This is a genomic window from Aquirufa sp. A-Brett2-15D (genome assembly GCF_054558735.1).
On the sequence record NZ_JBSKFT010000001.1, the window covers coordinates 326,393 to 341,764 of the forward strand.

The 15,372-nt window shown below is 36.2% G+C and carries 17 protein-coding genes; 3 read left to right on the plus strand and 14 right to left on the minus strand.

Features of this window, described 5'->3' with window-relative positions; translation table 11 throughout:
- Window position 1 precedes the first annotated feature (1 nt).
- Window positions 2-850: a 1-aminocyclopropane-1-carboxylate deaminase/D-cysteine desulfhydrase gene (locus ACST14_RS01465; protein ID WP_459459838.1), complete on the minus strand. Its 849-nt coding sequence runs from the start codon at window positions 848-850 to the stop codon at window positions 2-4.
- On the opposite strand from ACST14_RS01465, the gene ACST14_RS01470 reads away from it, so the two are divergent.
- Window positions 843-1,874 (plus strand): RluA family pseudouridine synthase, encoded by a 1,032-nt coding sequence (locus ACST14_RS01470; protein WP_459459840.1) that lies wholly within the window; start codon window positions 843-845, stop codon window positions 1,872-1,874. The two genes, ACST14_RS01465 and ACST14_RS01470, sit on opposite strands and share 8 nt — an antisense overlap.
- Window positions 1,867-2,319: an N-acetyltransferase family protein gene (locus ACST14_RS01475; protein ID WP_459459842.1), complete on the plus strand. Its 453-nt coding sequence runs from the start codon at window positions 1,867-1,869 to the stop codon at window positions 2,317-2,319. The genes ACST14_RS01470 and ACST14_RS01475 overlap by 8 nt, the downstream gene beginning before the upstream one ends.
- On the opposite strand, the gene ACST14_RS01480 is transcribed toward ACST14_RS01475, so the two are convergent.
- From ACST14_RS01480 to ACST14_RS01540, 13 genes are all read right to left on the minus strand, one after another.
- Window positions 2,314-3,321: a GntR family transcriptional regulator gene (locus ACST14_RS01480; RefSeq protein ID WP_459459844.1), complete on the minus strand. Its 1,008-nt coding sequence runs from the start codon at window positions 3,319-3,321 to the stop codon at window positions 2,314-2,316. The two genes, ACST14_RS01475 and ACST14_RS01480, sit on opposite strands and share 6 nt — an antisense overlap.
- Window positions 3,322-3,331: 10 nt before the next feature.
- Window positions 3,332-4,639, minus strand: coding sequence for a sugar porter family MFS transporter (locus ACST14_RS01485; protein WP_459459846.1), 1,308 nt, complete (start codon window positions 4,637-4,639; stop codon window positions 3,332-3,334).
- Between the two features lie 63 nt (window positions 4,640-4,702).
- Entirely contained in the window at window positions 4,703-5,551 is an 849-nt protein-coding gene (locus ACST14_RS01490) for a helix-turn-helix domain-containing protein (RefSeq protein WP_459459848.1), read from the minus strand.
- Entirely contained in the window at window positions 5,548-6,681 is a 1,134-nt protein-coding gene (locus ACST14_RS01495; protein ID WP_459459850.1) for an MFS transporter, read from the minus strand. Before ACST14_RS01495 ends, ACST14_RS01490 begins: the two co-directional genes overlap by 4 nt.
- Window positions 6,681-7,211 carry a 5' nucleotidase, NT5C type gene (locus ACST14_RS01500; RefSeq protein WP_459459852.1) on the minus strand — a complete coding sequence of 177 codons (531 nt, stop codon included), beginning with the start codon at window positions 7,209-7,211 and terminating at the stop codon, window positions 6,681-6,683. Before ACST14_RS01500 ends, ACST14_RS01495 begins: the two co-directional genes overlap by 1 nt.
- Before the next feature lie 64 nt (window positions 7,212-7,275).
- Entirely contained in the window at window positions 7,276-8,907 is a 1,632-nt protein-coding gene (gene groL / locus ACST14_RS01505) for a chaperonin GroEL (RefSeq protein WP_459459854.1), read from the minus strand.
- Between the two features lie 29 nt (window positions 8,908-8,936).
- Window positions 8,937-9,215 carry a co-chaperone GroES gene (locus ACST14_RS01510; protein WP_459459856.1) on the minus strand — a complete coding sequence of 93 codons (279 nt, stop codon included), beginning with the start codon at window positions 9,213-9,215 and terminating at the stop codon, window positions 8,937-8,939.
- A gap of 131 nt (window positions 9,216-9,346) precedes the next feature.
- Entirely contained in the window at window positions 9,347-9,664 is a 318-nt protein-coding gene (gene secG, locus ACST14_RS01515; protein ID WP_459459858.1) for a preprotein translocase subunit SecG, read from the minus strand.
- 2 nt (window positions 9,665-9,666) lie between these two features.
- Complete coding sequence (locus ACST14_RS01520; RefSeq protein WP_459459860.1) at window positions 9,667-10,197, minus strand: hypothetical protein; 531 nt, start codon at window positions 10,195-10,197, stop codon at window positions 9,667-9,669.
- Between the two features lies 1 nt (window position 10,198).
- Window positions 10,199-10,705, minus strand: coding sequence for an LPS assembly lipoprotein LptE (gene lptE / locus ACST14_RS01525; protein WP_459459862.1), 507 nt, complete (start codon window positions 10,703-10,705; stop codon window positions 10,199-10,201).
- Window positions 10,683-11,969, minus strand: a complete 1,287-nt coding sequence (locus tag ACST14_RS01530) for a sigma-54 interaction domain-containing protein (RefSeq protein WP_459459864.1) — start codon at window positions 11,967-11,969, stop codon at window positions 10,683-10,685. The genes lptE and ACST14_RS01530 overlap by 23 nt, the downstream gene beginning before the upstream one ends.
- Window positions 11,963-13,378: a tRNA (N6-isopentenyl adenosine(37)-C2)-methylthiotransferase MiaB gene (gene miaB, locus ACST14_RS01535; protein ID WP_459459866.1), complete on the minus strand. Its 1,416-nt coding sequence runs from the start codon at window positions 13,376-13,378 to the stop codon at window positions 11,963-11,965. The genes ACST14_RS01530 and miaB overlap by 7 nt, the downstream gene beginning before the upstream one ends.
- A gap of 52 nt (window positions 13,379-13,430) precedes the next feature.
- The gene (locus tag ACST14_RS01540; protein WP_459459868.1) at window positions 13,431-14,084 is read right to left on the minus strand and encodes an ABC transporter ATP-binding protein; all 654 of its coding nucleotides are present in this window, start codon (window positions 14,082-14,084) and stop codon (window positions 13,431-13,433) included.
- Between the two features lie 95 nt (window positions 14,085-14,179).
- Here ACST14_RS01540 and sucC point away from each other — a divergent pair, with 95 nt between their 5' ends.
- A complete protein-coding gene (sucC, locus tag ACST14_RS01545) occupies window positions 14,180-15,370 on the plus strand; it encodes an ADP-forming succinate--CoA ligase subunit beta (protein WP_459459870.1) in 1,191 nt (396 codons plus the stop codon).
- Window positions 15,371-15,372: the final 2 nt, after the last annotated feature.

Sequence of the window (15,372 nt, forward strand, 5' to 3'; positions counted from 1 at the left end):
TTTATTTAACTCCGCCTGTATGGATGGCCACTAGTTTCGAAAAAGGAGCTATGTGGCCATTTTTTATGTGATCGACTAGCGCATAAAACATTCTGCCAGTATATATGGGCTCAATAGCTATCTTATGTTTTTTTAGGAATTCCTGACAAAATTGGTCTAGTTCTTCTGTTTTTTGGGCATATTTTCCAAATATGTAGCGATCTTCAAGTACTAAATTAGGGCTAGGGTAATCTTGTAGGTGTTCCTCTATTTCTGCCTTATTATTCAATGTTAAAATACCGTTTACTGGTACTTTAACATATTTTGCGAGTCCGATTCCTGTGGCTCCTGTTCCTACAGCCACATAGATCTGATCGCATGGAGAGAGATCTAGAGCTAATTCTTCCATTCCCTGAATCGCTAATTCGCCAAAACCGCCTTCTGCTAAAACCACATAATCTTCATAACCACCTGGAATCTGTTTTTCTCGATAAGCGCTTCGAGTAATAAAGTGCAATTGCATGCCCCATTTGTTCATTTGGTTTAAATAGTTATTGCTGGATGGATTTAATTCTTCACCACGAACAAATCCAACAGTCGGGATTCCTAGGCTGTGACCTACAAAAGCAAGGGCATATAAGTGATTAGAGTAAGCTCCGCCAAAACTTAATAGCCCAGAATGTTCGTTTAATGAGAAGGTTTGGAGATATTTTTTTAATTTGCGCCACTTATTTCCCGAAATGATGGGATGAATGAGGTCGTCTCTTTTGACAAAAACCTGAATTCCTTTTGAATTCCAGCATTCATCGAAAATTTCTTCTATTGGAGACGGTAAGTGTAACGCGTTAAATTCAAAATTTGCTATGTCCATCGATCCAGAAATGAATGCTTTAGAATCCGACGAAGAAGACGATTTATTTGAGCATTTTAATTTTACTGTAGACAAAGGTCAGCAATTACTCAGAATCGACAAATATTTGATGATTAAAATTGCGGGATCTAGTCGCAATAAGATTCAGGTAGGAATTGACGCAGGTTCGGTGAAAGTAAATGGTGGGTTGATAAAGTCGAATTACCGTGTTAAACCGCTCGATTCAATTAGTGTTTCATTTGCCACTCCTCCGCGCGATAAAGAGGTCTATCCAGAGGATATTCCTATCGATATTATTTACGAAGATGATCAACTTATTTTAGTGAATAAATCCCCGGGAATGGTTGTGCATCCTGCTCAGGGTAATTGGTCAGGTACTTTAGTGAATGGATTATTATTTCATTGCCAAAGTCTCCCAGGACAAAAGGATATACGCCCAGGTCTAGTTCATCGGATAGATAAAGATACTTCTGGTATCTTAGTTATTGGTAAAACGGAGTTTGCTTTAAACTTTTTAGGTCAGCAATTTTATGAACATAGCATTGAGCGTACATATTATGCCATTTGTTGGGGAGTCCCTAAAGAGGCTAAAGGAACTTTACGCGGTAAAATTGCTAGAAGTCCTAGGGATCGGAAGGTAATGACCATATTTCCGGAGGAACATGAATTAGGTAAAATAGCGATTACCCATTATGAAGTTGTGGAATCTTATGGATTTTCATCCTTTGTTAAATTTAAATTAGAAACTGGTCGCACCCATCAAATTAGAGCTCATTTCCAATCCATTGGTCATCCTTTGTTTTCAGATTCCACCTATGGAGGCGATAAAATCAGGTTTATGTCTTCAATGGCTAGTTATAAGTCTTTTATAGATAATGCATTTAAAATATGCCCTAGACAGGCATTGCATGCTTTTTCACTAGGATTTATACATCCTATTACGAATGAATTTATGCAATTTGAGCAAAAATTCCCTGAAGATTTTTTAGCACTATTAACAAAACTACGCGCGATTAATGGATAAGATAGAAATTAGACGAGCTACAAAAGAAGATATTGGCTTAGTTAGAGAATTAGTCATGGAATTAGCCATTTTTGAAAAAGCTCCAGAAGAAGTTAGCAGTACAATCGACGACTATATAGCGGGAGGATTTTCTGAAAATCCGCTGTTCTTTGCTAATTTGATTTATTATAATGGAGAGCTGGGAGGTTTTTCTTTATGGTATTATCGCTTTTCTACCTGGAAGGGGAGACGCTTCTATTTAGAGGATCTCTATATAAAAGAAAGTTTCCGAGGCAAAGGCTTAGGCAAACAGCTGATTTTAGAAGCTATTCAAGAGGCTAAGAAATCAAAATGTACGGGAATGATGTGGCAGGTATTGGATTGGAATAAACCAGCGATTGATTTCTATGAAACTTTAGGTGTAAAAATGGATTCAGGCTGGTTGAATGTGCATTTAGATCTATAAGGATCCTCTATCTATAAAATAGAAATCGTTCGACTCACGACCTTTATCTCGATGGAGAATCATTTCTGCTGCACGTTGACCCATTTTTTTGAAATCATTTGAAATTACAGAAATTCCTTCTGCGATTATTTCTTTCAAAGGAGTGTCATCGTAGGAGATGATGCCTATGTCCTTGCCCACCTTAAACCTATTTTTAGTCGTCCAATTGATCATTTTTATAAGATCATATTCGCGGAAGACAATGTATGCTTGGTGCACTTGTAAATCATAATCATCATCTAAATCAGGGATAATATCAAATGTAAGTTCATTCTCAGTGCAGAACTTAGTAAAACCCTGTATTATTCCATCAGGAGTATATTGGAAGCTTTTAGAGCTTAATACTAAATTTGTTTGTTGGTATTTTTTTATCTTTTCTAACGATTGAATCAGTCCTTGATATATATTGGACTCAAAGTTTTGATATAAAATAGCGTAATCATCACTTAACTCCTTCACGTTTATATCTAGTACTAATAATTTATCCTTAGGAATTTTGGAAATAATCCTAGCTACATTTTTATTGAAATGAGGTAGAATAATATAGTGATTGTATTTTCCCAAATTGTTCGTGATTAACTCCTCAAACAATTCGATATCATGGTAGTGAAAAAATAAGCTATGACTTACGTCGTCGCCTAAATTTGAGATAATACTTTCATATAATGTTTCTTTATAAGGTGTTAAAGCATCCATCAGTATAAATACGCGTAATACATTTTTCGTATTAGTACTTGCTACGTAAAATCCTTTACCATGATGCGAACTTATCAATCCCTTCTCACGCAAGTCGTCATAAGCTTTAGTGACAGTCATTCTAGCCATATTAAAATCGCTAGCTACCTTATTGATGGATGGTAATTGTTTCCCGTGCTCTAATAAGCCTGAATTGATACCATCTATTATTCCATCAATAAGTTGTTGGTATTTAGGTTTGCTACTGGTAGGATCAAAATGTATCATAAGAACACGATTAATGCATGATTATCGACTTTTCAATATCTTCTAAATTAGCTCCTTTAGTCTCTGGCATCATAAGGGCCACATAAACTAATTGTGCCACCATCATTACAGCGAAAAATCCAAAAATTAAAGTTCCACCATAACTTTCCGTAAACAAGGGGAAGAAATTAGCCACTAAGGCAGCAAATACCCAGTGAGTTAAAGATCCCCAGGCCATCCCTGAAGCTCGAACTGAATTAGGAAATATCTCTGAAATAAAGACCCAAATGACTGATCCTTGTCCAATGGCGTGCGAGGCAATAAAGGCAAAGATATAGATGGGGACAAAGGTATACGATTCGGTATAAAATGCATGGGCAATAAGACTTAGCGTTATAATATACCCAATTGAACCTATATACATTAATATCCTGCGTCCCACTCGATCGATTAGATACCAGCCTAATAAGGTAAAAAGTAAATTTGCAATACCAATTCCGGCAGTAGATAAGAGTGCTGATTCCTTCCCTAATCCTGTTAATTCATAGATTCTAGGGGCATAATAGATGATAGCATTAATACCAGACATCTGATTAAAGAAAGCAAATAAGAAGGCTAAGGTTAACGGCCAAACAAATTTCTTAGTAAATAAGGATTCTTTAGATGTACTATTTTTAGCATTAGTTTGAATGCGTAAAATCGTCTCCTCTGGATTAGGGTCGGCTAATTCTACTACTTTACGTGCCCCTTCTAGGTCATTACGCTTAAGTAATAAAAATTGCGGTGTTTCTGGAGTAAGTAATATTAAAACGGAGAAAAGTAAAGAAGGAAGAGAAACTACACCTAACATGATACGCCAATCATTTTCCATACCTTGAATAAAGTAATTAGAAACGTAGGCAATTAAAATACCCAAAACGATATTTAATTGAAAGGAGATAACCAGTTTTCCACGGTGTTTAGCTGGAGCAATTTCGGAAATATAAATAGGAGCGACTACTGATGAGGCTCCAATTCCTAATCCACCTAAAAAGCGAAATAGCATAAATGAATTTACATCTGGAGCGATAGCAGCGCCTATGGAAGAGATAAAAAAGCTTAAACCAATCCAAAATAAGGTTTTTTTACGACCAAATAAATCCGCCGGAAACCCACCTAATGCTGCTCCAATCACTGTTCCATACAAGGCAGCCGCAATGGCTAAACCATGAGTGAATGAATCCAGATGCCATAATTGTTGAATGGCTAGTTCTGCTCCAGATATAACAGCGACGTCCATACCAAAAAGTAGACCACCTAATCCTACTGTAATCGACCAAAATATAACGTGTTTGTTCATATCGTATTTATATCCTACAAAATTTATAAATTTTACCTGATATAAATTGTAAAAAACAGACAATTATACATTCTTTCGAAAAATAGAGGTATAGTGTAGTAAATGCTCAGGGGAAATATATTGCTTGAATTCGTCTATGAATTCAGAATCTTTCTTGTTGAAAAGACTGTTTTTAAGGCTGCTTGGTGTTTTACCAGTATATTTTTTGAATTCATTTATGAAATGGGCAGAATCATAATACCCCAATTGATCGGCCAAATCTTGGCTCTTAATATCTTTTGTAGAAGCGAAAAGTGCTAAAGATTTGTTTATACGTTTAATTTGGACGTATTCTTTAGGACTAATACCGATCACTTCCTGGAAAAGTCGGGATAGTGTTTTATACGAATTGTAAATAGTATGCACATCAGATTCTAATTCTTCTATCAATTGTAAAAGTTTAAAATACTTTTTTACTTGTTTATCAATGAGAATATCTACTAAATAAGTCTCCATTAATTGACTTCGTAATTCAAATCCCATTACAGACTCTAATTCAGGTAGTATAGAAAAAAGGGTATCAGCATCGATACTTAAGTTATTTGTATTGGATACTGGTGAATTTAAAAATGCATATAGACCACCAACCCTAAATTTTACACCAAAAATATGTATTCCGGGCTGATGTTTATAAAAATTGGGTGCTTGATGTAGCCCTTCAAGTTGTACTCCATTTATTGCCTTAAAGTTCTCTGTGTTAGCATGTGAACGGTAATAGTCTTTTCCAAAAGAATAAGTCAGTACTGTTTGGTCTTCAGGAAAAATCGTTTCAATATCATAAGGGATAATACCTGATTCCTCCACCTGTTTTTCCCAGAAATGGTCAACAAATGGGGCTAATGCCTCGGATGGTTTTCGGTATTCAATGATCATGTTTTACTTGCCCAAGTTTTAGAGATAAATGCAGCTAAAAAGCCTAGTATAACAATTAAAAATAATGCTTTGTCTAATCCGACAAAATTAGATAAATATCCGATTAAGACAGGTCCTAATAAGAAACCGATGTAGGCAATAGTAGAAACGCCAGCAATGGCCATGGATGGCATAATTTCTTTTTGATTTCCAGCCTGAGAATAAATTAATGGGACAACTGTCGAAATTCCAATACCGGTTATAAAACAACCGATCACTTTTAAATAGATAGATTCCATTCCTAACGTTAACATCATTCCTACTCCAGTAAGTATTCCATTGATAATAAGGATATTTGATACGCCATATTTTAGGGATATTTTATCTCCTAAAAACCTTCCGATGACCATAGCTAATGCAAATGATGAAAAGCCGATGGTGATAGGATAGGGTGAATCAGGAATATATTCTTTAAAATAGAGCGAGATCCAATCTGCCATGGCTCCTTCACACAACATACCACAAAAGGCTATGCAGGATAAAATTATTAAATAGGGACTTAAATTCAATATGGAAGAGGTAGGATTGTTTTCATCTTGAACAGGTTTGTCTGTTAATAAATTCCTTATGCTGAAGGGAATAAGTAAAATATTAGAAAAGGCCACAAGACTAAAATGTTCCAGTGTACTAAAATTAGCCTTTTCCAAAATACCACCTAAAAAGGCGCCAGACATTAGTCCAATTGAAAATACGGCATGAAAAGAGGACATGATGATTTTATTCATTTTGGCCTCTAAACTCACCACCTGTGTATTCATGGCTATATTCATAATATCACCTACCATCCCAAAGAAAAATAAGCCTATAAAAAGACTAACAGCAGAGTTCATAAAACTTAAACCCGGAATGACTAGTACATACATGCCTACAGCCATGATACAGATCCATTTAGAGGCGTATTTAGTCAGTAACCATCCAGCTATAGGTAAGGAAACTAAAGATCCCACCGGGAGACCCATTAAAACTGTCCCTAATTGTGCATCGGATAAATTTAGATAAGATTTAAAATCAGGAATTCGGGTAGCCCAAGTGGCAAAATTCAAACCACAGATAAAAAATAAAATACCAATACTAAAGCGTGTTTTTTTCATTAATCTAGTAATAGTGTTTCAATTTCTTTCCAATTATTCACCCGTTTGAAATCATGAATATGGATATTGTGAGGTGCTGTAAATAGGAGTGGAGTTCCAGTGAAGGTGTGCAGGTTTTTTTCATGATCATCGATTAGATAATCAGCTTGAATCATGTGTTTGTGACCACAGAATACGATATGTCGCCACGTAATGAAGGGAAAATGCATTTCCATCCAATCTAATTTTTCCTTTAAGGAATTAGGAAATTCAGTAGCCGCAGAAACGATGAAAATTTCATATTGACTATGTAATTTTTTTACCACTTCTACAGCATCTTCATTGACCGGAATAGTGGTAAAGAAACCCGGTTCCCATAAAAAGGAGTTATGTTCTAAATAGTGAGCGTAAAATTCTAGCTTTTTAGCTTCATTTCCGTTTAATAGCTCTTCATAAGTATATTCTTTGGAGACTATTTTATTAATTTTTTCAATAATCACATGGGTAGTTTTGGCTAAAACATCATCCATGTCTATGGCTATTCTTTTCATTTTCTATAATTCAAAAAAAAACTCCCCAAATATGGGGAGTTTTCAAGGATTAATCTAATTAAAATTACATCATTCCACCCATTCCACCGCCACCTTGGCCATGTCCATGAGCTGGCTCATTTGCTGGTTTATCAGCAATTACGCATTCTGTTGTTAACAACATACCTGCGATAGAAGCAGCATTTTCTAATGCTAAACGGGTAACCTTAGTAGGGTCAATAATACCCGCTGCGATCATATTTTCGTATTTATCTTCGCGTGCATTATAACCAAAGTCATCTTTTCCAGCTTTAACTGCATTGATTACGACAGAACCTTCACCACCTGCATTCGCAACGATGGTACGTAATGGAGATTCTACTGCTAGACGAATAATGTTGATACCTGTTAATTGGTCTTCGTTCTCTCCCTTTAATTTATCTAAAGCTGAAATAGCACGAATTAAAGCAACACCACCACCAGCTACGATTCCTTCTTCCACAGCAGCGCGAGTAGCATGTAAAGCATCATCAACACGGTCCTTCTTCTCTTTCATTTCCACTTCCGTAGCAGCACCAATGTAAAGAATAGCCACACCACCTGATAATTTAGCTAAACGCTCTTGTAATTTTTCGCGGTCATAATCAGACGTTGTATTCTCGATTTGAGCCTTAATCTGATTAACGCGATTATCGATATTGTCTTTCGTACCAGCGCCATTTACGATAGTAGTATTGTCTTTATCAATAATGATTTTCTCAGCCTGACCTAAATATTCGATTGTAGCATTTTCTAATTTGAATCCTCTTTCTTCTGCGATTACTGTACCACCAGTTAAAATAGCGATATCTTCTAACATAGCTTTACGACGATCACCAAAACCTGGAGCTTTAACAGCTGCCACTTTTAATGCTCCGCGCATCTTATTTACTACAAGTGTTGCTAATGCCTCACCATCTACATCTTCGGAGATTATTAATAGCGGACGTCCTGTTTGAGCTACTGCCTCTAGTACAGGAAGTAATTCTTTCATAGAAGAAACCTTTTTCTCAGAAATTAAGATGAATGGTTTCTCTAATTCAACCTCCATTTTGTCTGTATTCGTTACAAAATAGGCAGATAAATATCCGCGATCGAATTGCATACCTTCCACTGTCTTCACTTCAGTCTCTGTACCACGAGCTTCTTCCACTGTGATAACACCTTCACGGCCTACTTTCTCCATTGCTGAAGAAATCATCTTTCCGATTTCTGAATCGTTGTTGGCAGAAATAGTTGCAACCTGAGCGATTTCTTTTGAAGTAGTAATGGCACGAGATTGTTTCTTTAAATCACCTACAATTGCCTCTACAGCTTTCTCAATACCTCTTTTAAGATCCATTGGGTTAGCACCAGCCGCTACGTTTTTAGAACCAATCGTATAAATTGATTGTGCTAAAACTGTCGCCGTTGTTGTTCCATCACCAGCTTGATCAGCTGTTTTAGAAGCAACTTCTTTAACAAGTTGAGCTCCCATGTTTTCTACAGGATCCTCTAATTCGATTTCTTTAGCTACTGATACACCATCTTTAGTAATAGAAGGGGATCCGAATTTCTTATCAATGATAACGTTACGACCCTTAGGCCCTAAAGTTACTTTAACTGCATTTGCAAGGGTATCAACCCCTCTTTTCATCTTTTCGCGCGCTTCGCTATCGAAAAATAATTCCTTTGCCATATGATTTTGTAATTAATGAATTGTTAAAATTATAAAACTGCAAAAATGTCAGACTCACGCATGATTAAATAATCTTTACCGTCAATCGTGATTTCTGTACCAGAGTATTTACCATACAAAACAGAATCCCCTACTTTAACTGTAATAGGCTCATCTTTTTTCCCATTTCCTACCGCTACGATCAATCCTTTTTGTGGTTTCTCTTTCGCTGTGTCAGGAATAATAATACCAAATGCTGTTTTCTCTTCAGCTTGAGCTGGCTCCACAATAACCCGATCCGCTAAGGGCTTAATACTTAAATTTGACATGTGTTATAAATTTAATTTAAAATTAGAGATTATACTTCCATGCGAACATGGCATAATAGGTCAAACAATAATAATGCCAAAACTCATTGCTGAAATTTTGGCAGTATAAATAGACAAGAAACTGTTTACAACTATTGCTTCGGAGCTACTGGAGCAGGAGCAACAGGAACAGTTTTAGTAGCTGCTTTTTCTACATTCACCGAAGTACTTGTTTCTTTTGTTTCAGATAGAGTGAAATTCGTCACTAATACTAAAACTAGAATAGCAATAGAGAATCCCCAAGTTAATTGCTCTACAATGTCCCCTGTTTTTTGAACACCAAACATTTGTGTAGCACCTGAAGACGAAAACTCTCCACTAATACCGCCACCCTTAGGATTTTGCACTAAAATAAGTACAACTAATAGGGCAGAGAATATAATTATCAATGAAATAAGTAAAGTAAACATATTTATTCTGTTAGTATATTTTGTAATTCAGAAATTCGAGATGCAAAGTAAAGCCTTTTTTCAGGTTTAATCAAACTTAACTTCTCATATAATTCAATCGCTTGTAAATATTTGCCTTGTTTAGTCAATAGAATAGCAATCGTTTCAGAAATGGGCAAGGTAAATTCAATCGCTGCTAAATCTTCAACTGGTTCATCCTCCTCATTAGATCGCTTAGGCTTAGATAAAGTGGGCTGATTTAGGATGAATTGATCAATAATTGATTCTTGTAACGCTTTTATCTCCTCAGCAGGAACTACTTCCAGTACTTGTCCAGATGATTCTTCTGAAATATCATAAATTGATTGGAAATAATGCTTTCGCTGAGCTGATTGCAAGGCTATTTTTTGCTGCTTTAATAGTGAAAAGCGCTCATTCCAGTTTAATAAATAGAAAAAAGGGTAAGCTGATTTGTCCAAAGCTAATTCCTGTTGATCTGTTCGATCAATTTTATTCAATAAGAACCAAAGTTTTTGTGCTTTTGACGAATTCATATTACCAATCCCCCGCTATTTTATTAAATAAATCTAAAATAATTTGATCAACTAGTTTAGGTATTAAAGTCTTTTCTACTTGTGTTAAGGTTTGGCTTTGGGGAAAATCCTGGTAGAAAGAGAATTCTTGCTCAAAGTTTTTGTCCTCATCTAGTCGGTTCGTTAAACGAAACTGAATTCGAAGCGTGATACGGTTTAAACCTGCTTTATCATCTCCTGTAGGCGCCTGTGGCGTTAACTCATATCCTGTAACGCTTCCTTCAATGGTTAAGTCAGGATTCTTGTTATTGATTTTAAGTGATGTATTTCGTTGGAAATACTCTTTTAATTTTTCGTTGATCTCCAAACTTAAGTTAGCAGGCCCCCCAGCGGTTTCCATCCGAATATTGTTAACCTGAATAGTCTGTAAATTAGGATCTAAACTAGCCCCTTTAAAGCTATAGCAAGAGGATAGGCCTAAAGTAAGACTTGCAAAAACAAATATATTAATCCAATTCTTCCAAATCATATTGTTTGATTTTACGATACAACGTTCGTTCTGATATACCTAGATCTTTTGCCGCGTATTTACGCTTATTCTTATTTTTCTTTAAGGCACGTATGATGATCTCTTTTTCTTGCTTTTCTAAGGATAAGGTTACATCATTAGCAGGCAATATAACCTCTTCAAAGGTAGAATCAATGAGTTCTTCCTCAAATTTAGTTTCCTCATGCTCGTGCATGGGTAGACTTAAACCAGTAGATGGATTAGAAGACTCCGTATTCGTTCGAACATCTTCAAAAATAGCCCTATTGTCATGAAGTATTTCATAGCCTTTGGACTGATCAGACTCCACTACTTTTAAAAGAATCTTCTTTAATTCTGTTACATCCCGTTTTAAATCGAATAAGATCTTATACAAAATCTCTCGTTCATTCATTCCTTCTGGACCCGTGAAAGCATCAGATTTAACGACAGAGCTTCCTAATTTAGGTTCATTGAATTCTAAATAGTATTGTAATTGAATCTCATCAATGATCCGATCCCCCAATTCTAAAACAGAAATCTGTTCAGCAAGATTTTTAAGTTGTCTAATATTACCTGGAAAGCGCTGTTTTTGAAGCAAATCTTTAGCTTCCTTAGTTAGCATGATCGGCTTTACTCGATGCGATTCAGAGAAATCGGTCGTAAATTTTCTAAATAACAATTCAATATCATCACCACGCTCACGAAGCGGTGGAACGTAAATAGGTACTGTACTTAAACGATAATACAAGTCTTCCCTAAACTTCCCTTTTTCGATAGCTTGTTGCAGATTAAGGTTCGTAGCCGCAACAACACGCGCATTAGTTCTCTGAACTTTAGATGATCCTACGCGATAAAATTCCCCATTTTCTAGCACACGTAATAAACGCGCTTGTGTACCTAAAGGCATTTCAGCAATTTCATCTAAGAAAATGGTTCCACCATCGGTTACTTCAAAATATCCTTTTCTAGCCTCAATAGCACCCGTAAAGGATCCTTTTTCATGGCCAAATAACTCGGAATCAATAGTACCTTCAGGAATAGCACCACAGTTTACGGCAATAAAAGAACCATGCTTTCGCTTGGAAAGGGAATGAATGATTTTGGAAAATGATTCTTTTCCTGATCCACTTTCTCCCGTGATTAATACGGTCATATCTGTGGCTGCCACTTGTTCCGCAACAGATATAGCGCGCAATAGGGCAGGAGCGTTTCCGATAATCCCAAATCGCGCTTTTATACTAGCAAGATGATTGTTATCTAACATAATTCACCTAATAAAGTTCCTGATGTACAATGCGTTATATGAACAAAAACATAATCCCCTTTCACTTCATTTCTTTTAGGAAAAACAACGACTTTATTCGAATCAATTTTTCCAAAATGATGTAGTTTAGATTTTTTCGAATCCCCTTCGATTAATACTTGAACTTTCTTTCCTACCCACATTTCATTGCGCTTAGCTGAATGTATACGTTGAACATCTATAATTTCTTGTAGACGTCTCATTTTAACATCTTCCGGAACATCATCGTTTAATTTCTTTTCAGCAGGCGTCCCTGGCCGTTCTGAATAAGCAAACATATAACCGAAATCATATTCAACTTCAGCTAGTAGGGATAAAGTTTCCTGGTGATCGTCCTCTGTTTCAGAACAAAATCCAGCAATCATGTCTTGTGAAATTCCACAATCATCTCCTAAAATGCTACGAATAGATTTAATTCGATCTAAATACCATTCCCGCGTATAAGAACGATTCATCAATTCTAGTATTCTGTTGCTTCCACTTTGAGCAGGAAGGTGAATATTTTTACAGATGTTATCGTATTTTTTCATCGTATATAATACCTCATCTGTTATGTCTTTAGGATGAGATGTGGAGAAACGAATACGTAGAAGTGGATTAATTAAGGCTACAGCCTCTAATAAATGGGCAAAGTTTACCTTGTTTCCTGTATCTGATGTCCATTTATAGGAATCTACGTTTTGGCCTAATAAGGTTACTTCCCGGTATCCTTGCGCAAATAGCTTTTCGCATTCGGCTAAAATGGAGGGTAAATCTCGAGATCTTTCACGGCCTCTGGTATACGGTACTACACAAAACGTACACATATTATCACAACCGCGCATAATGCTAACCATGGCAGTTACCCCATTTGAATTTAATCGGACAGGTTCTATGTTTCCATAGGTTTCTTCTCGAGATAGAAAGACATTGATTGCTTTTTGGCCTGTAGAAACCTCTTCTAACAAAGAAGGTAAATCACGATAGGCATCCGGACCAGCTACTAAATCAACAATTTTCTCTTCATCTAGTAGCTTTGTTTTCAGTCGCTCAGCCATACAGCCTAAAATACCAATAGTTAATGCCGGATTTTTAGCCTTTAAATGCGTAAATACCTGTAATCGATGTTTTATTTTATGTTCTGCATTCTCCCGAATGGCGCAGGTATTTAATAAAATAGTATGCGCTTCTTTTACATTTGATGTCGTCGAATAGCCATTTTCCTGCAGGATGGAAGTCACAACCTCTGAATCTGCAAAATTCATTTGACAGCCATAACTTTCGATATAGACTTTTTTTCCAAAAGAATTACCCACCACCTGATCTTCCGAAATTCTTGGAACATCTAAGCCTTCTTTTTCTTCCTTTGTCAAAACTTTTAAATCCTGCATTTTACAATCAATGAAATTTAGATTGCAAATTTATGACATTTTGGCAGTAATTCTATTCGATTCTTCCAGAATTTAGATAAATAACCTGATCTGAATGAGAGGTTAATTTCTCATTATGTGTAACCATAATGATCCTTTGTTGCCAAACAGCCTTCAATTCAACAAATAAGGCATACAAGGTTTCGGCGTTTTTATTATCAAGATTCCCGGTAGGCTCGTCAGCTAATAGTAGGGTAGGCTTATTAATGAGGGCTCGTGCGACTGCTACACGTTGTTGTTCCCCTCCGGAGATCTGTGAGGGTAATTTTTTTAAGATATCAGTAATGCCGAGGGTTTGAACAATTTTTTCAAACAAAGCTTCATCCGATTCAGTTAATTTTTCGCCTTTGATGAATAAAGGGAACTTAATATTCTCCTCACAGGAGAATTCACCTAATAAATTGTGGAATTGAAATACAAACCCTAGTTTTTGGTTTCTGAAAATAGCCTGGTCTTTATCTGTTAAAGAAGAATAAGAGAGCCCATCTAAATTAATCGTTCCCGCATCTGGTTTCATTAATAATCCTATGAGTTGAAGCAACGTACTTTTGCCAGAACCTGATGGACCTAAAATGCTTACCATTTCAGACTCTTTTACCTGAAAAGAGATGTTGTCTAGAATTAATTGAGTTCCATAACTTTTGGAAATATTTTTTAATTCTAACATTTTTTTGTCTTTTTTTTAGAAAATGGGAATGAATGACTTCTAATTTAATATTTACGCAAATAAATAGTAATTTCACGAAATTAAAATTTTACTAAATGAATATTCACGAATATCAAGCAAAAGAAATCTTAAAAGGTTACGGAGTGCGCATTCAAGAAGGGATTGTAGTTGACTCTATTGATAAGGCTATTTCAGCGGCTGAGCAATTAAAAGCTCAGACCGGAACGGGATGGTTTGTCGTTAAAGCTCAAATTCATGCAGGTGGCCGAGGAAAAGGTGGCGGAGTTAAATTAGCTAAAAGCCTAGATGAAGTAAAGGAACGCGTTTCTCAAATTTTGGGAATGCAATTAATTACCCATCAGACTGGTCCCGAAGGAAAGAAAGTGAATAAAGTGTTAATCTCTGAGGATGTATATTATCCAGGTGATTCTGAGCCTAAAGAATATTATTTATCGATCTTATTAGACCGCGCTAAAGCTTGCAATGTGATCATGGCAAGCACGGAAGGTGGAATGGATATCGAAGAAGTGGCTGAGCATAGCCCAGAAAAAATTATAAAAGAATGGATTGATCCACGCGTAGGTCTGCAAGACTTTCAAGCGCGTAAAGTAGCCTTCGCTTTAGGTTTAAGCGGAGCAGCTTTGAAAGAGATGGTTAAGTTCATTCAATCACTTTATCGTGCTTATGTGGAGACTGATTCATCCATGTTTGAAATCAATCCGGTGTTGAAGACGTCTGATGATAAGATTTTAGCAGTAGATGCTAAAGTTGACATCGATGATAATTCTTTATTTCGCCATAAAGACTTAGCAGTTTTACGTGATATTGAAGAGGAAGATCCTTTAGAGGTGGAAGCGTCTGAAAATGATTTAAACTACGTGAAATTAGATGGTAATGTAGGTTGCATGGTAAACGGAGCTGGTTTAGCGATGGCTACTATGGATATAATTAAATTATCTGGTGGAGATCCCGCTAACTTTCTTGACGTGGGGGGTGGAGCTAACGCTAAAACGGTAGAAGCTGGATTCCGTATAATTCTTCAAGATCCTAATGTTAAGGCCATCCTTATTAATATTTTTGGTGGTATTGTACGTTGTGATCGTGTAGCGAATGGGGTTGTTGAAGCCTACAAAAACATTGGAGAGATTAAAATTCCAATTATTGTTCGTCTACAAGGGACTAATGCAGAAGAAGGTGCAGCTATAATTAATAATTCAGGCCTGAAAGTATTCTCGGCCGTTTTATTAAAAGACGCAGCTCGTTTAGTATCAGAAGTATTGAAATAAGC